Consider the following 18,067-nt stretch of genomic DNA (forward strand, 5'->3'; position numbering starts at 1 on the left):
CGAGGCCCCGGCCAACCCACAGGGGCACAGACCCTGCCCACATCGACGAGGAAGACATGGCAGACATTTCACCGCGCCAGGACGGCGGCGACGAGGTCGTCCAGCGCTTCCACGCCACGAGCGGACGCCTCACGGGATGGCTGACCGTGGTCGTCGCCGGCGTCCTCGTGGTCGCCGGGGTGGCCTACCTCGACGACGGCTTCCCGGCCTGGGTCGCCGCCGGGGCGCTGCTCGTGGGGGTGCTGGCCTGGGCCGCGATGCTCCGTCCGGCGCTGTGGGTGACCCGCGAGCACCTCGTCATGCAGAACATGCTCGAGACCGTCCACGTCCGCCTCGCCGCGGTCGAGGAGATGGCCGTGCGCCAGGTGCTGGCCGTGCGCGCCGGCGACCGCCGCCTGGTCTCCACCGTCGTCGGGCGCACGTGGCGCAAGGCGCTGCTGTCGCGCCGCCGTGCCGACGAGCACGACGGGGTGGTCGACGACATGCCCTACGCCGACTTCGTGGAGAACCGGGTCCACGAGCTCGTCGACGCGGCCCGCGCCCGCGCAGGCGTCAGGGCCGGCTCGAAGGAGCAGCTGGCGCTGCCCGACGCCGTACGCCGGGAGCCGGCGATGCTGCCCGTCGCGCTCGTCGTCGCGGCGGTGCTCGTGCTGCTGGTCAGCTTCTTCGTCTGAGTCACGACGTGACGGCGGGCGGCGGCGTCGTCGGTGGCTCGAGCCTGGGCGACCCGATCCTCAGGACGACCACGCCGGCCAGGATCAGCACCATCGCCACCCCGTCGAGGGCGTGCAGCTCCTCCCCGACGAGCAGCCAGCCGATCAGCACGGCGACGACCGGCGGGATGTAGGTCGCGCTGGCCGCGGTGACGGCGCCGAGCCGCTCGACGATGAAGTAGTAGAGGACGAACGCCACGCCCGTCCCGAGCAGGCCGAGGCCGACCACGATGCCGAGGGTGGCGCGGGTGTCGTGGGTGATCGCGGTGATCCCGTCGAGGTCGGTGACCAGCAGCAGCGTCACCAGCGCGAGCCCGATCTGGTAGGTCGTCAGCGCGGCCGCCGGGATCTCCAGCGGGCTGATGAAGCGGCGCGCGTAGACGAAGGAGAGGCCCACGCTCGCCGAGCCGAGCAGCAGGAAGGCCACCCCCTTCGGCTCGACCGTGGCGCTGGCCGCCCACGGCCGGGCGATCAGCACGACACCGGCGAGCCCGGTGAGGACACCGGCCAGGCGGACCAGGGTGATCCGCTCGCTGCGCAGCAGGACGGCCGCCCCGAGGAACGAGAACAGCGGGATGGACGCGCTCAGCGCACCGGCGATGCCGCTCGGCAGCAGCTCGGTGCCTGCCGCGAACAGGAAGTAGTAGAGGCTCGTGGCCAGCACGGACATCACGACGAAGTGGTGCGCGTGCCGCCAGTGCGAGCGCGCGAACGCCCGGCGGAAGAGGCCGTACGCCAGCACCGGGAGGAAGCCGAACAGCACCCGCAGCAGGGTCACCTGCCCCGCGCTGATCGACTCCAGCGCCCACTTCATGGTGATGAAGTTGGTGCCCCAGATGAGCCCGACCACGACGAAGGCGACGCTCGCGGCACGGGACACGGGAGGAGTGTGGCACCGGGCGGACGACCGCCCGGACCACGTCTCACGCGAAGCGGCGTGCGGCCTCCGTGCCCGGGGTGGGGAACCACCGCATCACCACCGCGGACTGCGCCAGGGTCCACGTCGAGCTGAGCACCCAGTAGCCCAGGAGCGCGACCGGCACGACCCCGCCCGCGACCACGAGACCGACGGCGGAGAGCGTGGGCATCAGCCGGTGCGCGGTCGCCATCGCCTCGGGCATCCCGTCCAGGACGGTGTTGGGCGCGACGAAGAACCTCTGCGTCGCGTAGGACAGCGCGGCTGCGGTCAGCGCGAGGCCGAGCACGACGGTCAGGTGGGCGGGACCGCCACCGAGGTAGCCGCTGCCGGCGAGGGAGACGCCGAGGAGCGAGGCCGCGCCGAGCGAGGCGACCAGGGCCGGCCCCATCGCGCCGACGGCCGAGCCGCGGGCGACGTCGGCGATCAGGTGGTAGAGCGTGATCCACACGGGCAGCTGCACCAGCAGGGGCAGGCAGCCGAGGCGGCTGACGCCGTGCTCGGCGGACACGGCGCGACGCTCGTCGATCATCTGCCGGACGCTGTCGGCGTCGGTCCTCCCGCGGTAGCGATCGGCGATCTCCTTCAGGTGCGGCCGGGCGCGCGAGGCGGCGTGCGCCTGCCGGACGCCGTGGACGGTGAAGGGGAGCAGGGCGGTGCGGACGAGCACCACGACGGCGCCGATGCACAGCAGCCAGATGAGGGCGGAGTCGGACGGCAGGCCGAGGGCGGCGAGGCCGTCATGGGTGGCCGCGAGGACTGCGGCGAGGGCGTGCGAGAACGGTTCGAGCATGGACATGGGTGTCTCCTGGGCGAGAGGTGGGAGGGGTCTGTGGGCCGTCGCCGGAGGCGACGTTCAGACTCGTCCGGGAGCACGCGGGCGCGCCGGGTGGTGGACCACGTCGGTGGTCCGTCCGGCGAGCACGAGGGGTACGACGGCCGCGCGACGCGGCGGACGCAACGAGCCGTGCCCGGCGTCGGGCACGGTCAGCAGGGAGTGGACGCCCGCGAGCGCGGTGGCCGCGGACAGTGCGGCGACCAGCACCAGCGACTGGGTCGTCATGGCCGGTGCCAGCGCGGCTGCCGACAGGACCGACGCGACCCCCACCAGCGCCACGACGAGCGCGAGGCGCCCGCGTGCGACGGCGTCGAGGGTGCGGTCCATGCCCGTCAGCCTAGTCAGGTCGTGTGGATCACCGGAGCTCGTACGCGCCGAGGTCGGGGCGCCCGACGGCCGGCCGGCGCACCTGGCCGGCCGGGGCGGCGTACTCCCAGCGCGGGCGCCAGCGCCTCGGCACCGCCACGCCGCGGTCGACGGCGGACGAGGAGGCGAGCAGGCGGAAGTCCTCGCGGCCCGGGTCGGCGAAGCCGGACAGGCCCACGCGGCGGTTGGCCCAGGCGTCGACGGCCGAGGGCGTGGCGCCTGACGTGAGGTCGCCGGGGCCGACGAGCAGGTTGTTGCGCAGGTGGGCGCGGGCGGCGGGGGCGAGGTTCACGAACGTGCCCGACGAGCGCTGGTTGACGAAGGTGTTGTGCACGACCCAGAGCGTGCGGCTCGGGTTGGTGAGCCCCTCGGCGCCGTAGGAGACGAGGGCCGGGTTCTCCGAGCGGGGGCCCTGCACGACCACGTTGCCGGCGACGAGCGACAGCCCGCCGTTGGGCAGGTCGATGGAATAGCTCGCGGTCGCGTCGCCGTCGCTGATCCGGTTGCCGACGATGGTGTTGCGGGCCGCGCGCGACTTGATCTCGTGGCCGGTGTCGGCGCGCGAGAGCCAGCTGCCGGTGACGGTCAGCGAGCGGACGTTGCCGACGTAGAGGTTGTGCGAGTAGCCGTCGCCGAACCCGTTGCGGAAGAACCGCGACCGGCTGATCACGAGGTCGGACTCGGGGTCGGCACCGGTGAGGATGCCCATCTCGTTGTGGTGGAACCAGCTGCGGGTGACGGTGAGGTCGGTGCCCTCGGCGCGGATGCCGGCGCCGTTCCGGTCCGGCACGGTCGCGCCGCTGAACTCGATCCGGTCGACGGTGGTGCGGTCGCCGGCGACGACCCAGATCGCCTTGCCCTGCGCGTCGTTGCCGTCGGCGCGCAGGTGCACCCGGCCGCCGTCCCCGCGCAGGGTCAGGTCGTCCTGGGTCCACGTCGCGACGTCGCCGGCGTAGGTCCCCGGGTCGATCAGGACGGTGTCCCCGTCGCCCGCCACGGCCGCCGCCGCGCTGGGCGTCGTGAGATCGCGGTCGGGACCCACGTGCCACGTGCGCGGTGCCTGCGCGCGGGAGGGGTCGTCGTACGACGCACTCGCGGGTGCGGCGACGAGCAGCCCGGCAGCGAGGGCGAGGACCGCGGCGCGCACGTCAGGCGCCGAAGGCGGAGGTCCGGAGGTCGGCCTTGATCGCGTCGAGCCGGCCGGCGGCGGAGATCCGGGCGGCGTCGACGCCGCTGCCGCCGGTGCCGGGCTCGACGGGGATGACGACCTCGAGGTAGCACTTCACCTTCGGCTCGGTGCCGCTCGGGCGGACGATCACGCGCGCACCCTCGGCGAGGGAGTAGCGCAGGCCGTCGGTGGGCGGCAGGAGGTCGGAGCCCTCCGAGAGGTCCTCGGCCCTCTCGACCGCCAGCCCGCCCAGTGTGGTCGGCGGAGCCGCGCGCAGCCGGTCCATCGTCGCCGGGATGTCGGCGAGGTCGTCGAAGCGCACCGAGAGCTGGTCGGTGGCGTGGAGGCCGTGCTCGTGGGCGATGTCGTCGAGGAGGTCGGTGAGCGTGCGCCCGTCGGCCTTCGCAGAGGCGGCGAGCTCGCAGACGAGCAGCAGCGCCGAGACGCCGTCCTTGTCCTTCACGTGCTCGGGGTCGCAGCAGTAGCCGAGCGCCTCCTCGTAGCCGAAGGCGAGGCCGTCGACGCGGCCGATCCACTTGAACCCGGTGAGGGTCTCCTCGTGCGGCTGGCCGGCGGCCGCGGCCATCTTGCCGAGCAGGCTGGAGGAGACGATCGAGTTGGCGTAGGTGCCGGTGCGGCCGCGGCGGATCAGGTGGTGGGCGAGCAGCGCGCCGACCTCGTCGCCGCGCAGCATCCGCCAGCCGTGGGCGTCGGGCACCGCGACCGCGCAGCGGTCGGCGTCGGGGTCGTTGGCCACGACCAGGTCGGCCTTCCTCTCCGCTGCGAGGGCCATGGCGAGGTCCATCGCGCCCGGCTCCTCGGGGTTGGGGAAGGCGACGGTCGGGAAGTCGGGGTCGGGGTCCTCCTGCTGCTCGACGACGTGGGGCGCCTCGAAGCCGGCCGTCTCCAGCACCTGCGCGACCGTCGTGCCGCCCACGCCGTGCAGCGGTGTGTAGACGAGCGTGAGGTCGCGCGGGCCGTCCTCGGCGAGCTCGGCGACGGTGTCGAGGTAGCGGTCGACGATCTCCTCGGAGACGAGGCCCCCGGCATCACCGCGCGGCAGGTCGGCGAGCGCGCCGACGGCGGCGATCCGGTCGGCGATCTCGATGTCGGCGGGCGGCACGATCTGGCTGCCGTCGCCGAGGTAGACCTTGTAGCCGTTGTCCTGCGGCGGGTTGTGGCTCGCGGTGACCATCACGCCGGCCGCGCAGCCGAGCTCGCGGATCGCGTAGGCCAGCAGGGGGGTGGGCAGCGTGCGCGGCATGACGAGGGCCTTGAAGCCGGCGCCGGTCATGATCTCGGCGGTGTCGCGCGCGAAGACGTCGGAGTTGTGGCGGGCGTCGAAGCCGATCACGACGGATCCGCCCGCGTGGCCGGTGTCCGTGAGGTAGGCCGCCAGTCCGGCCGCCGCGCGGGTGACCACGACGCGGTTCATCCGGTTCGGACCGGCGCCGAGGGCGCCGCGCAGGCCGGCCGTGCCGAACTCGAGCGTCCCGGCGAAGCGGTCGGCGAGATCGGTCTCCTCGCCGCGCTCCGCGGCGGCGACGACCGCCTCGAGCTCGGTCCGCGTCTGCTCGTCGGGGTCCTCGGCCGCCCACGCGCGGGCGGTCTCGATCAGGTCGGTCTGGTCGGTCATGGACGCACGCTATCCCTCGCCGGTCGCGGTGCCCGGTGGGCGGTGTCGGTGGGTGCTGCCACCATCGGTCGATGATCGATCACCTGGGCATCAACTGCACCGACCTCGGCCGGGCAGCCACGTTCTACGACCGGGTCCTCGGGGTCCTCGGCCACCGTCGCGTCATGGACGTCGGCGTCGCGATCGGCTACGGCACCGACGCGCCCGACTTCTGGATCGGCACCTTCGACGGTGTCGGCGACAACCGCGAGGTCCACGTCGCGTTCACCGCGCCCGACGCCGCCACGGTCCGGGCCTGGCACGCCGAGGCGCTGGCCGCCGGGGCCGAGTCGCTCCACGAGCCGCGGCTCTGGCCGGAGTACCACCCGGCCTACTACGGCGCCTTCGTCCGCGACACCGAGGGCAACAACATCGAGGCCGTCTGCCACACCGGCGACAGCTGAGCGGCTCCGACAGGCCCCCGAGAAGGGGTCCGCCACGTGCTCACCGGCCGGGATCCACCGGAGCACCTCGTCCACCAGCGCCTCCGGGCTGGCTCCGCTGTCGAGCCGCAGCACCGGCTGACGGCGTTCGCCCAGCCACTCCTCGTGGACGGCGCGGCTGCGTCCGCTGAACGACGGGTCGTCATATCCGCGGGCCCACTCCAGGAAGGCCGCCCACGCCGACTCGTCGAACTCCGCACCGCCCCTCCGGTGCACCTCCCGTGCCTCCAGTCGCCGCAGCCTCTCCGCGGGCTCGAGGGTCACGAAGACGATGGCGTCGCACAGCTCGACGACCTGCTCACCCCACCCCACCATCGACCCGGACAGCACCCAGGCCTCCCTCGGGGCGAACACCTCGCTCATCAGTCGCAGCCGGTCGGCCTCCGGTCGCCTCTCGACGTAGGGCGGGTCGGACGGCACCCAGAAGTAGTCGTCGGCATCGGCGTGCGGCACGGACCAGTGGTTCGCCAGCGCCCTGGCCAGCGTGGTGGTCCCCGACCCGCTCGCGCCCAGCACGTGCAGCCTGCTCCGCATCATGTCGCCATCCTCGCAGCGGCTGGCCGGTCGGCCCGGCTAGCGTGGCCCGGTGAGCGCCTCCGTCCTGTCCGTCAACGCCGGCCGGCTCGCGCCCGTCGAGGGCATGCGTCGTCCCAGCGGGATCCACAAGCAGCCGGTCGACCGGATCGAGGTGCGCGACCCCGGGCCGAAGCACGGCGGGCTCGGCAGCGGCGTGGTCGGCGATGCGATCGGCAGCCGCAAGCACCACGGCGGCGAGACGCAGGCGGTCTACGCCGTCGCCCGTGAGGAGCTGGACTGGTGGGGCCGCGAGCTCGGCCGCGACCTGCCCGCCGGGGTCTTCGGGGAGAACCTCACCACCCTCGGCCTCGACGTCGACGCCGCCGAGCTGGGGGAGCGGTGGCGGGTCGGCCTCACGCTCCTCGAGGTGTGCGGGCCGCGGGTCCCGTGCGCGACCTTCGCCAAGCACATGGCCGAGCCGCGGTGGGTGCGGCGCTTCACCGAGCACGGCCTGACCGGTGCCTACCTGGCGGTGCGCGAGGCCGGCTGGATCGAGCGCGACGACCCGATCGAGGTGGTCCACCGGCCCGGCCACGGCCTCACCGTCCCGATGTACTTCCGGGCCGTGATGGGCGACCGCGACCTGGCCGAGGCGATCCTCGACGCCCGGGTGCTGCCCGAGGTCGAGCACGAGTGGCTCGCCGGGCGGCGATGACACCGGGCGTCGAGGAACAGCCGGTCAGCGGAGGTAGCCGGCCAGGTCCCGCCCCAGCTCGGTGAAGACCGCCTGGTTGAGCTCGAAGGCCGTGCTGACCTCCTCGACCACGCGCGCCTGCTGCCCGGGAGTGAGCTCGAGCGCGTCGAGACGGGCACGGTAGCCGTCCTTGTAGGGCTTCGGCTTCGGGATCCCGGGGAAGGCGTAGAACGCCGTGCCCCGGCCCGCGAGCCCGAGCTCGCGGTCGAGCACCCGGCCGATCACCTGGCCGCCGGACAGGTCGCCGAGGTAGCGCGTGTAGTGGTGCGCCACGAACAGCGGCGCCCACGTGCGGGCCTCGAGCAGCTGCGCGACGTACGCGTCCGTGGCGGGGCTGTGGAAGACGTCGGGGGCCGGCACGCCGGAGGCCTCGGCCCAGTAGGCGAGGTCCTCCTCGATCGCCGGGAGGCGGTCGAGGGCCGGGTCGACGACGGCGGCGACGGCGGGCTCCGCGCCGAGCTCGGTGCCGAGCATCTCCATCGTGCGGTAGACCTCGCGGTAGCGCAGGAGGTAGTCACGCACCCCGAGCGCGTTGACCCGCGCCGCGGTGAGCTCGGCCATGAACGAGGAGTTCTCGGCCTCGGTGTGCGCGGCCTGCGAGCCCTCGCGCATGGCGCGCGAGAGGGGTGCCGTGGCCGGCTCGGCCACGACGGCGGGATCGAGGAGGGGGGACATGTCGTGCTCTCTTCTCTCGGCTGTTCGGTGGGTTGCTGGGGGAGGTGGCGCCCGACCGGCGTCGCTGCCGGCCGGGCGCCACCCGATGTCACGCCACGCGGAAGGTGCGGGTGACCCTGGCCTTGGCGACGTCGTCGTTGCCGGGGACCTTCACGACGAGGGCGTACTTCCCCTTGCCGAGCCTGGGGAGCCTGACCTTCGCGACGCCGCCCTTGATGCGGGCCGTGATCGTCGTGACCTTGCTGCTCGTGCCCGTCTTCGACACCGTGCGGAGCACCGCCGTGATCTTGCCGGTGGCGAGGCCGCTGACCTTCACGACCGCAGTGCCCTTCCTGCCGGCCGTGGGCCTGGTGCCCCACGTGACCTTCGCCCGGCCCTTCACCGGCTCGTCGGCGGTGCCGGACTCCGGGGCGGGCGTGGTCGGTGTCGGGGTGGCAGTCGGGGTCGGGGTGGGGGTCGGCTGGACGGGCGCGGCGGCCACGGTGACGACCTTGGAGGCCGCAGCGGCCTCGTGGTTGGTGTCACCGGCGTACGTCGCGACGAGCGTGTGGGCGCCGGTCGCGAGGTGGGCGACGGTGAAGGTGGCCGTCCCGTCGACGAGGTCGGCCTCGCCCAGCGCGGTCGCCCCCTCGGTCAGCGTCACCGGGCCGGTGGCGGCGGCGGGGAGCTGGACAGTGACCTCGACGGGCTGGCCGGCGGTGACGTCCTGCGCCTCGACCGTGAGGGTCGGCAAGGCCTTCGCCACCGTGGCGGTCGCGGTCTGCGCAACTCCCGCGTGGGAGGCGTCGCCGGAGTACGACGCGGTCAGCGTGCGGGTGCCCGCGGTGGGCTTGCGCAGGCGGAACGTCGCCTTGCCGGCGTCGACGGCCGAGCGGCCCAGCACGGTCGAGCCGTCATGCAGGGTGACGGTGCCACCCACGGTGCCGGTGCCGGTGACGGCCACGGAGACGACCTGGTCGTCGCCGTAGTCCACGTCGGCGGCCGTGACGGCGAGCGTCGCGGCCGAGCCGATGAAGGTGATCGGCGTGTAGGTCTCGTAGAGCGCCTGCGTGGCACCGGAGCCCGGGTAGGTGTAGATGCCGTAGTTGACGAGGTCCGCAGGGTTCGGCCTGGCGGCGACGGCGGCGTCGATGGCGGTCTTGTCGACGGTCACCGTCGCGGTGAACGACCCGTCGGGGCGCAGCTCGACGGCGCCGCCGGCCTCACCACCGATGGCCGACATGGACGCGGCCGGGACGGCCCACTTCTGGCTGGTGTTGACCCGGGTGGCGGCCGCAGCGCCGGCGGAGGGCCGCCAGCCCTGCGCGAACTTGCCGAAGACGACGTACGCGCCCGCCTGCTGGCCGGCCAGCGGCGGCCGGGTGCCGGTCGCCAGGGACGGGTCGAAGCCCGTGCCCTCGACGGTGACCTGGTGGCTGCCGTCGGCGAGGAGCGTCGTGCGCGACACGGTGACGCGCGGCGCCCAGGTGACGTTGAGCGGGGTGGTCAGCTTGCGGGCGTCGACGCTGCCGCCGCTGGAGTACCAGTACGACGCGGTGCCGACGAGGCCCTGGAAGTCGACGAACGACTGCGGGAACGAGCCGGCGGTCGCCGGGGTGGCGGTGCTCTGCGGCGAGCTGCCGGCAGGCGGCGTGACCGTGACGCCGAGGTAGCGCGGGGTGACGGTGAACCCGCTCGTGGTCAGGTCCACGCCGGTGAGGTCGGCGAGGGTGACCTCGGTGGCGGGGAGCGCGCTCCACGCCGTCGGGTCGTCCATGTCCGAGCCGTAGCCGCTGAGCGTCGCGGTCAGCTTCCCGGTGCCGTTGGTGACGCTCAGCTCCGGGTCGGAGACGTAGAAGAACGACATGCCGGAGTAGTAGACGACCGTGAAGTCGCCGTCCCAGCTGATCGTGCCGGTGTCGGTGACCGGGTCGACCGTCCCGGTGCCGTTGGCGATCGAGACGACGTTCTCGGACAGGGTGGCGCCGGTGTTGGTGGTCGCGCCGGTCGAGCTGGTGCGGGTGCCCGCCCACGTGGTCGGGGCGTAGCCGCCGCTGGCGAGCTTGTCCTCGATGGTGACGTTGCCGTCGCTGCTGGACCAGCCGGCGGTGGCGCCGTTGGCCCAGGTCGCGCCCTGGTCGGCGGCCCTCAGCGTCTGGCCGCCGGCGCCCGGGTCGTCGAGCCTGCCGGCCGAGAACAGGTTCCAGGTGCCGGGGGCGAAGGCGCCGCCGGTGCTCTCGGAGTTGAGCTCCCAGCGCAGCTCGGCGCTGGTGATGCTCGTCGTCGCTGCCTGCGCGGGGGCCGGGGTCGCGAGGACCGCCGTCGCCCCGGCCGCGAGGGCCAGCGTGGCGAGGCTGCTCACGGAGCGGCGGAGACCGCTGTGCGCGTGCGTCATTTCTTTCCTTCCAGGGGAGTGCTGGTCAGGGAGGTGCTGACCAAGGTTGTCGCGAGTGCTCCGAGCAGCAGCACGCAACCGAGCAGCCACAGGACGTGGGACTCGGGGTCGCCGGCCGCGGGTGCGGCCGTCGTGGGGGACGGGGGGTCGGCCGCGGCCCCGGCCGGGACGAGCACGGGCTGGACGGCCATCGGCATCGGCTGGCCCGGCGCCCGGGTGCCGGTGGAGCCGCCGCCTCCGGGCGAGCCGCCCGCCCCGACGTCGTACGACGACCCGGTCGAGCCCGTGGACTGCGTGGTCCGGGCGGTCGGGGTCGAGGTCGGCGTGGCGCCGGCCGACGGTGTGCCGGTCGGCGACGTGGTCGGGGTCGGCGTCCTCGTCGGGGTCCCGGTGGGCGTGGCCGTCGGAGTCCTCGTCGGCGTCGCGGTGGCCGTGGCGGTGGGCGTCGCGATCGTCGCGCCGGCCCAGCTCACGGTCAGCGGCAGCGCGGGCTTCCAGGCGTCGGTGGCTCCGCCGGTGGAGTACCAGTAGCCGGCGGAGCCGGCGCTCGACAGGAAGCCGAGGAAGCTGGCCGGGAAGGCGCCCTTCCACTGCCCGCCGACCTGCGCGGCCTGGTCGGACGGCGGGGTCCAGCCGACGCCGAGGTAGGCCGGGGTGCTGGCGAAGCCGTCGGCCGCGGCCAGGTCGACCTCGGTGCGTGGCAGGTCGGCCAGGACGACGGGCGTCGGCGGCAGCGGGTTCCACTGCGACTGGTCCTCCATCGAGGACGCGAAGCCGCCGGCGGTCGCGCTGAGCTGGGCCTTGTCCGCGGTCACGGTCAGCACCGGGTCGGTGACGGTGAAGTAGGACATGCCGGAGTAGTAGAGGACCGTGAACGAGCCCTGCCACGCGATCGTCGCGGTGCCGGTGGTCGGGTCGACGGTGCCGGTGCCGTTGCTGACGACGACCTGGTGGTTGCTGAACTGGCCGCTCGTCGGGCTCGCGATCGCCGTGCCGGCCGGCGTCGTGCCGAGCCCGGCCCAGGTCGCCGTCGCGTAGGTGCCGTCGGGCTCCTGCTTCTCGATGCGCACGTTGCCGTCCTCGGCCCTCCAGCTCGCCTGCGGGAGCGTGGTGCCGCCCCTGCCGGGGTCGGGCACGATGCCGGCGGAGAAGAAGTTGTGGGTGCCCGGCGCGAAGGCGCGGTTGTTGGACTCGTTGTTGAGGCCCCACCGCAGCTGCGCGGTGGTGACGGAGAACGCCTCGGACTGCGCCCGGGCCGGCTCGGCCAGCAACGCGCTCGGGGCCACGGCGGCGAGCAGCAGCGCCGCCGTGGTGACCAGGGTGGCGGTCAGGGCACCGACAGCCGCGCGGATCCGGGTGCTCACGCGGTCGCCCCGGTCGTCGTGGCCGCGACCGGGGTACGACGACCACGCCGCCGCAGCCGGACCACGAGCAGCACGAGCGAGGCGAGCAGCGCCAGCCCCGAGGCGCCGACGAAGGCGAGCGCCGCCACGTCGGGCTCGTCGGGCGCGATGGTCGGCTCGGGCTCGACAGCCACCACGGTGCCCGCGCGGACCGGGAACCGCTCGCTCGGGCGCGCGCCGGACGCCGCACCGACGAGGCGGAGCTGGTGGGTGCCGACGGAGAGGTCGGCGGGCAGCGCCATCACGCCGGCGACCTCGCCCGACGTACCGGCGACCAGGGGGCCGAGCGCCACGACGCCGTCGTCGAGGAGGGCGAGCACCTGCTCGCCGGGTGCGAAGCCGCTGCCGGTGAAGGCCAGCGCCTGCCCGGCCACGGCGGTCTCGCGCTCGGCGGTGACCTTCGGCCTGCCGCGGCGCGTGGGTGCGGTCGGGGCGGTCGTCGAGCCGCCGGAGGGCGCTGCCGTCGTCCCGTCGGTCGTCTGGCCGCCCCCGTCGGTGGAGCCCGTCTCCTGGCCGTGCTCCTCCTCGGCGGGGGTGGCGGCCTCGTCGGCGTACACCTCACCGAAGCGGACGGGAGTGAAGGTCTCGTTGCGCGCGTTCTTCACGCCGTGGGCGCCGAAGGTGAGCACGCCGCAGGTGACCTTCCGGCAGTCGACGGCGACCGCGTTGCCGTCGCGGTCGACCGCGCCGAAGGTGGGGCCGGGGACGGTGAGGTCGACGGTGAAGGAGCCGTCGGCCGACATCACGGCCTGGGCCTCGGCCTCGGTGGAGCTGCCGGGGAAGGACACGAAGCGCAGGTAGCCGGCGTTGGACCCCGACTCCGAGTCGGGGACGTAGCGGTAGTCGCGGCCGGTGATCCCGCCCTCGGACGGGCGCCAGCCGCCGCCGGAGGGGTCGCGGACCCAGCCGAAGGCGACGTAGACGCCGCCGAAGCCGCCCCTGATCGACTGGAAGCCCGACCCGCGGAGGGTGAACGTCGTCGCCTGCCCGTCGTCGGCCACCGACGTGCCCCGGTCGTTGGTCACGCCGATGCGGGGCGCGGCCTGGGCGGGCGCGGCCGCCACGAGGGTGGAGGTGAGGGCGAGGGCGGCGCTCGCGAGAGCGGCGGTGCGGTGCTGGACGAGGATGCGGGTCAGCACGGGTCCTCCTGCTGGAGCATGTCGGTGGGGAGGGACGCGCGCGAGCGGTCCGCGAGGACGATCGGGTCGCCGGTGCGCGGGTGCGCGACGACCTCGACGGGGTGGCGGTAGACGCGGCTGAGGAGCGCGGCGTCGAGGACGTCGTGGGGCGTGCCGCTGGCGGCGACGCGGCCGTCCTCGAGCAGCACCATCCGGTCGGCGTGCGCGGCGGAGAGGGTGAGGTCGTGCAGCACGACGAGCACGGCGGCACCGGCGCGGGCGCGCTCGGCGGCGGTCGCGAGCAGCGTCTCCTGGTGGCCGATGTCGAGCGCGGCGGTGGGCTCGTCGAGCATCAGGATCCCGGTCTGCTGGGCGAGCACCCGGGCGAACGACGCCCTGCCCTTCTCGCCGCCCGATAGCGAGCCGAACGAGCGACGTGCGAGGTGCTCGACCTCGGTGGTCTGCATCGCGGCGGCGACCTCGAGGTCGTCCAGGTCCTCCTCGGGACGTCCCCGCCACGGGGCGCGGCCCATCTCGACGACGTCGCGCACCGGGAACGGGAAGGAGATCCGCTGCTCCTGGGTCAGCACGGCGCGCTCGCGGGCCAGCGCCTGCAGCCGCCAGTCGCCGACCGGCGTGCCGTGGATCGTCACGCTGCCGGCCTCGGGCTCGAGGTCACCCGCGACGACGGCGAGCAGGGTGGACTTGCCGGTGCCGTTGGGCCCGACCAGCGCCAGCACCTCACCGGCACACAGGTCCAGGTCGACGCCGTCGAGCACCCGCCGGCTCCCGAAGGAGACGGTGACGCCGCGCACCTCGACGACGGCGGTCATGACCAACCCCCGGCGGTGCGGCGGGTGCGCCAGAGGAGCCAGAAGAAGAACGGGCCGCCGACGAGCGAGGTGAGCATGCCGAGCGGCAGGTCGGCGTAGGCCACGAGCGTGCGTGCGCAGAGGTCGGCCACGACGATGACCAGGCTCCCCGCGAGCAGGCAGGCGGGGATCACCAGCCGGTGGCCCGGACCGGTGACCATCCGCACGAGGTGCGGCACGACGAGGCCGACGAAGGCGACGATCCCGCAGAACGACACCGCGGCGGCGGTGAGCAGCGCGACGACCACGATGAGGCCGATGCGGAGCTTCTCGACGTGCACGCCGAGGTGGCGGGCGGGGCGCTCGCCGAGGGCCAGCAGGTCGAGGCTCCGCGCGCTGGCGAGCGCGAGGACGATCCCGACGACGGCGAAGGGCGCGACGACCGCGACGTAGGGCCAGCGGCTGCCGTTGAGGCTGCCGAGCTGCCAGAAGACGATCTGCTCGCGGGCCTGGGTGTCGCCGAGGAACATCAGCAGCGCCAGGAGCGCACCGGCGACGGCGTTGACCGCGATGCCGGTCAGGACGAGGGTGACGACCTCGGTGCGCCCGCCGGAGCGGGCGAGGAAGTAGACCAGCAGCGTCGTGGCGAGCCCGCCGGCGAAGGCGGCGACCGCGACGGTCCAGTCGCCGGCGAAGGTGAGTCCGAAGACGATCACGGTCGCGGCGGCGACGGCCGCCCCGGAGGAGACGCCGACGATGCTCGGCTCGGCGAGCGGGTTGCCGAAGACGCCCTGCATGAGGGCGCCGGCCACCGCGAGCGCGGCGCCGACGAGGGCGGCCATCGCGACGCGCGGGAAGCGGACGGTCCAGAGGGTGTCGTCGCCGCGCGGGTGCGTGGGCACCGGCAGCCAGTCGATGCCGATCCGGTGGAGCACGGAGCCGGCCACCTCGTCGGCCGGGATCGGGAGCTGGCCCGACCCGGCCGAGACGAGGATCGCGAGGACGAGGCCCAGCCCGAGCAGGACGAAGAAGCCGGTGACGCCGAGCGTGCGACCCCGGACGGGTCGTCGTACGCCCACCGCTTCGCGGGTCGCCCCGGCCGCCGGGCGCGCGGCGGTCGCCGTCACAGGTCCCCCGGCGCGTAGAGCGCGATCGCGAGGGCGTTGAGCACGTCGGCGGTGCGCGGGCCGTAGCTGAGGACCTGGTCGTCGTTCATCGCGACGATGCGCTCGTGCTCGCCGGCCGGCGTCTGGGCGAGCGCCGGGAACCGCTCCAGCAGGCCGTCGACGCCGCCGACGGACTCGAGGCCCTTGCTCATCATCAGCACCACGTCGGGCTGGGCGGAGACCAGGCCCTCGTCCGTGAGTGGGCGCATGCCCTTCCAGCCGATCTCGGAGCTCACGTCGTAGCCGCCGACGGCCTCGATGAGGGAGTCGGCGCCGGAGTCCTGGCCGAACATGTAGTAGACGCCCGAGCTGCCGCGGACGTAGAGGAAGACCGCACGCAGCCGGTCGTTGACGTCCTCCGGCGCGAGCTCGGCGATGTCGGCCTGCATCGCGTCGGCCTCGTCGACGATGCGCTGGCCGAGCTCCTCGCCCTCGCGCGGGACGCCGAGCGCGTCGGCGACCTGGCCGGTGAGCGAGGCGAGGTTGTCCAGGCCGCGGTGGGGGTCGGTGACGACCACCGGGATGCCGGCGTCGCGGACCTGGAGGATCACGTCCCACGGGCCGAGCGAGGTGTCGGTCAGCACGACGGTGGGGTCGAGCGCGAGGATCGACTCGGCGTTGAGCTCGTGGCCGTTGCTGGTGACGAGCGGCCTGTCGGCGATCTCGGGGAACTGCGAGGAGATGTCGCGGCCGACCACGCTGTCGCCGAGCCCGAGCTCGTAGACGGTCTGCGAGAGCGTGCCGTAGATGTCGAGCGCGAGGATCCGCGAGGTGTCCTCGACGGTGACCTCGGTGCCCTGCGCGTCGGTGACGGTGACCGGCAGGTCGGGCTGCGGGTCCGTGGCGACCGGGTCGATCCCGGTCGCGGGCAGCGCGATGTCGACGACGCCCTCCCACGAGCGGGGATCGGCGATCGGAGTGACGTCGGAGACGCGGGGTACGTCGACGGTGCCGGTGCTCGCGGACGACGACTGCGTCGCGACAGGGGAGCAGGCGCCGAGCAGGAGGACCGCTGCGGCGGCAGCGGCGAGGGACGGGAGGGACGACATGACGACCTTTGGTGAGGCTTACCTAAGTAAGCAGAGCCTAACCTCACTTCGTGGGGCCATGTCACCCCAGGTCCACTCCTTAGCGTCCGGAGACACGAAGAACTGCGGCCGTACGACGACCCCGGACGGATCCGGGGTGTCGTACGGCCGCAGTTCTTCGAGCTGGTGCCGGGGCTGGATCAGCCCTCTGGGTCAGCCCAGGGCGGCGACCGCCGCGTCGTAGTCGGGCTCCTCGCCGACGGCGTCGGTCAGCTGGGTGTGGAGCACGGTGCCGTCGGTGTCGAGGACGACGACCGCGCGGGCGAAGAGGCTGTCCCAGCCGCCGCCGTCGATCGCGATGCCGTAGTCCTGGCCGAAGGAGGAGCGGAAGGCCGAGCCGACCAGTACGGCGTCGATGCCCTCGGCGCCGCAGAAGCGGGCCTGGGCGAAGGGGAGGTCGCGCGAGACGCAGACGACCGCGGTGTTCTCGAGGTCCGAGGCGAGCTCGTTGAACTTCCGGACGCTCGCCTGGCACACGCCGGTGTCGATGCTCGGGAAGATGTTGAGGACCACGCGCTTGCCCGCGACGTCGGCGTCGGTGAGCGCACCGAACTTCGCGTCGACCAGGTCGAAGCCCGGAGCCTTGGAGCCGACCGCGGGGAGCTCGCCCACGGTGGAGATGGTGTTGTCGCCCAGAAGAGTGGTTGCCATGCGCCCAACCTAGTGGCCGGCCGGTCGCCACGGGACCTGACCTAGGGTGGCGAGATGGCAGCCGGCAAGCAGGAGAGCGACCGTACGACCGTCATCGTCGAGGTGCTGCGCGACGCCTTCGCGCCGCTCATGCGCGCCGATCCGGCGGCGTTCCGCGCGAAGTACCGCAAGATGGCGCGCGACCCGCACGCCTTCTACCGCGGCACCGCGTGCCTGTTCTGCCACGACGTGACCTCCGAGCCCGACCCGCACGGCTGGGCGCAGCACGGCTCCGAGCGGATCTGGATCCACGGCGACCTGCACGTGGAGAACTTCGGGACCTACCTCAACTCCGACGGCCGGCTGGTCTTCGACATCAACGACTTCGACGAGGCCTACGTCGGTCGCTTCACGTGGGACCTCCAGCGCTTCGCGGCGAGCCTGGCCCTCGTGGCGTGGCAGAAGGCCCTGCCCGAGGACGCGATCCGCAAGCTCGTCGCGCGCTACGTCCGCTCCTACCTGGCCCAGGTCAACCACTACGTCGCCTCGGACACCGACGACGACTTCGAGCTCACCCTCGACACCGCCGAGGGTCCGGTGCTCGTCGCGCTGGAGGAGGCGCGCGCCATGCGTCGCGCCGACCTGCTCGACTCGATGACCCTGATGCAGAGGGGGAGCCGCTCGTTCAGTGACGACGCCTCCACGCGCCGGCTCCCGCGCGAGGAGCGCGCCGAGGTGGTCGCGGCGTTCCGGGCCTACCTCGACACCATCCCGGAGTCGAAGCGCTTCGACCGCGCACTCTTCTACGAGCTGCGCGACGTGGTCGGGAAGTCGGGCTTCGGGATCGGCAGCGCCGGGCTGCCGGCCTACAGCGTCCTGGTCGAGGGCTACAGCCAGGCGCTCGACAACGACGTCGTGCTCAGCATGAAGCAGGCCAACGTCCCGGCGCTGAGCCGCTTCGTCGACACCAGCGAGGTCGATGCGTACTTCGACCACGAGGGCCACCGCACCGTCGTCAGCCAGCGCGCGCTCCAGGTCCACACCGACCCGCTGCTCGGTCACACCAGCATCGGCGGCGTCGGCTACGTCGTCTCCGAGGTCTCGCCCTACGAGGTCGACCTCGACTGGTCGGAGATCAACGAGCCGGCCGACATGAGGTCGGTCGTCGACCTGCTCGGCCGGGCGACGGCGAAGATCCACTGCGCCTCCGACGAGGACAGCCAGCAGGACCTCGTCGACTTCCAGGTCGAGGAGGCGATCGCCCGCTCGCTCGAGGGCCGGCGCAACGACTTCGTCACGTGGCTGTGCGACTGGGGGATCGCGTACGCCGAGCGCGTCCGCGCCGATCACGCGCTCTTCGTCGACGCCTTCCGCGAGGGCCAGGTGGGCATCGCCGCCACCTGACCCCCGCG

General features: G+C 73.6%; 17 protein-coding genes and 1 pseudogene. 4 read left to right on the forward strand and 14 right to left on the reverse strand.

Features of this window, described 5'->3' with window-relative positions; all coding sequences use genetic code 11:
• Positions 1 to 56 precede the first annotated feature (56 nt).
• A complete protein-coding gene (locus BLV76_RS12685) occupies positions 57 to 674 on the forward strand; it encodes a hypothetical protein (protein WP_090969457.1) in 618 nt (205 codons plus the stop codon).
• Position 675: 1 nt separating this feature from the next.
• On the opposite strand, the gene BLV76_RS12690 is transcribed toward BLV76_RS12685, so the two are convergent.
• Genes BLV76_RS12690 through BLV76_RS12710 form a run of 5 tightly spaced genes read right to left on the reverse strand, consistent with a single transcriptional unit; the run spans position 676 to position 5,637 of the window.
• On the reverse strand, positions 676 to 1,593 hold the full coding sequence (locus BLV76_RS12690) for a DMT family transporter (RefSeq protein ID WP_090969458.1): 918 nt from the start codon (positions 1,591 to 1,593) through the stop codon (positions 676 to 678).
• A gap of 43 nt (positions 1,594 to 1,636) precedes the next feature.
• Positions 1,637 to 2,428 carry a membrane protein insertase YidC gene (yidC, locus tag BLV76_RS12695; protein ID WP_090969459.1) on the reverse strand — a complete coding sequence of 264 codons (792 nt, stop codon included), beginning with the start codon at positions 2,426 to 2,428 and terminating at the stop codon, positions 1,637 to 1,639.
• 57 nt (positions 2,429 to 2,485) lie between these two features.
• Positions 2,486 to 2,794, reverse strand: coding sequence for a hypothetical protein (locus tag BLV76_RS12700; protein ID WP_090969460.1), 309 nt, complete (start codon positions 2,792 to 2,794; stop codon positions 2,486 to 2,488).
• 28 nt (positions 2,795 to 2,822) lie between these two features.
• Positions 2,823 to 3,980 (reverse strand): right-handed parallel beta-helix repeat-containing protein, encoded by a 1,158-nt coding sequence (locus tag BLV76_RS12705; RefSeq protein ID WP_090969461.1) that lies wholly within the window; start codon positions 3,978 to 3,980, stop codon positions 2,823 to 2,825.
• 1 nt (position 3,981) lies between these two features.
• Positions 3,982 to 5,637 carry a phospho-sugar mutase gene (locus tag BLV76_RS12710; RefSeq protein ID WP_090969462.1) on the reverse strand — a complete coding sequence of 552 codons (1,656 nt, stop codon included), beginning with the start codon at positions 5,635 to 5,637 and terminating at the stop codon, positions 3,982 to 3,984.
• Between the two features lie 71 nt (positions 5,638 to 5,708).
• Here BLV76_RS12710 and BLV76_RS12715 point away from each other — a divergent pair, with 71 nt between their 5' ends.
• Positions 5,709 to 6,080, forward strand: coding sequence for a VOC family protein (locus BLV76_RS12715; protein ID WP_090969463.1), 372 nt, complete (start codon positions 5,709 to 5,711; stop codon positions 6,078 to 6,080).
• A 66-nt stretch (positions 6,081 to 6,146) separates the two neighbouring features.
• Here BLV76_RS12715 and BLV76_RS23455 read toward each other — a convergent pair.
• Positions 6,147 to 6,656: pseudogene (locus BLV76_RS23455) on the reverse strand (AAA family ATPase); the annotation flags it as partial.
• Between the two features lie 49 nt (positions 6,657 to 6,705).
• Here BLV76_RS23455 and BLV76_RS12725 point away from each other — a divergent pair.
• Positions 6,706 to 7,350 (forward strand): MOSC domain-containing protein, encoded by a 645-nt coding sequence (locus BLV76_RS12725; RefSeq protein WP_217630330.1) that lies wholly within the window; start codon positions 6,706 to 6,708, stop codon positions 7,348 to 7,350.
• A 24-nt stretch (positions 7,351 to 7,374) separates the two neighbouring features.
• Here BLV76_RS12725 and BLV76_RS12730 read toward each other — a convergent pair whose 3' ends face one another.
• From BLV76_RS12730 to tpx, 8 genes are all read right to left on the reverse strand, one after another.
• Positions 7,375 to 8,064: a biliverdin-producing heme oxygenase gene (locus BLV76_RS12730; protein ID WP_090969464.1), complete on the reverse strand. Its 690-nt coding sequence runs from the start codon at positions 8,062 to 8,064 to the stop codon at positions 7,375 to 7,377.
• A gap of 88 nt (positions 8,065 to 8,152) precedes the next feature.
• Entirely contained in the window at positions 8,153 to 10,438 is a 2,286-nt protein-coding gene (locus BLV76_RS12735; RefSeq protein ID WP_090969465.1) for an Ig-like domain-containing protein, read from the reverse strand.
• Positions 10,435 to 11,802: an HtaA domain-containing protein gene (locus tag BLV76_RS22175; protein ID WP_139306567.1), complete on the reverse strand. Its 1,368-nt coding sequence runs from the start codon at positions 11,800 to 11,802 to the stop codon at positions 10,435 to 10,437. The genes BLV76_RS12735 and BLV76_RS22175 overlap by 4 nt, the downstream gene beginning before the upstream one ends.
• Positions 11,799 to 12,980 carry a hypothetical protein gene (locus BLV76_RS12745; RefSeq protein ID WP_090969466.1) on the reverse strand — a complete coding sequence of 394 codons (1,182 nt, stop codon included), beginning with the start codon at positions 12,978 to 12,980 and terminating at the stop codon, positions 11,799 to 11,801. The genes BLV76_RS22175 and BLV76_RS12745 overlap by 4 nt, the downstream gene beginning before the upstream one ends.
• Positions 12,974 to 13,792, reverse strand: a complete 819-nt coding sequence (locus tag BLV76_RS12750) for a heme ABC transporter ATP-binding protein (RefSeq protein WP_090969467.1) — start codon at positions 13,790 to 13,792, stop codon at positions 12,974 to 12,976. Before BLV76_RS12750 ends, BLV76_RS12745 begins: the two co-directional genes overlap by 7 nt.
• Positions 13,789 to 14,898, reverse strand: a complete 1,110-nt coding sequence (locus BLV76_RS12755; protein WP_090969468.1) for a FecCD family ABC transporter permease — start codon at positions 14,896 to 14,898, stop codon at positions 13,789 to 13,791. The genes BLV76_RS12750 and BLV76_RS12755 overlap by 4 nt, the downstream gene beginning before the upstream one ends.
• A complete protein-coding gene (locus tag BLV76_RS12760) occupies positions 14,895 to 15,986 on the reverse strand; it encodes a heme/hemin ABC transporter substrate-binding protein (RefSeq protein ID WP_090969469.1) in 1,092 nt (363 codons plus the stop codon). The genes BLV76_RS12755 and BLV76_RS12760 overlap by 4 nt, the downstream gene beginning before the upstream one ends.
• A gap of 192 nt (positions 15,987 to 16,178) precedes the next feature.
• Positions 16,179 to 16,676, reverse strand: coding sequence for a thiol peroxidase (gene tpx, locus BLV76_RS12765; RefSeq protein WP_090969470.1), 498 nt, complete (start codon positions 16,674 to 16,676; stop codon positions 16,179 to 16,181).
• Positions 16,677 to 16,730: 54 nt separating this feature from the next.
• Between tpx and BLV76_RS12770 the strand changes: the two genes are divergently transcribed.
• Positions 16,731 to 18,059: a DUF2252 domain-containing protein gene (locus tag BLV76_RS12770; RefSeq protein ID WP_090969471.1), complete on the forward strand. Its 1,329-nt coding sequence runs from the start codon at positions 16,731 to 16,733 to the stop codon at positions 18,057 to 18,059.
• The last annotated feature ends 8 nt before the right edge of the window (positions 18,060 to 18,067 follow it).

It is taken from the genome of Nocardioides exalbidus, assembly GCF_900105585.1.
In the GTDB taxonomy this organism is placed as follows: Bacteria; Actinomycetota; Actinomycetes; order Propionibacteriales; family Nocardioidaceae; genus Nocardioides; species Nocardioides exalbidus.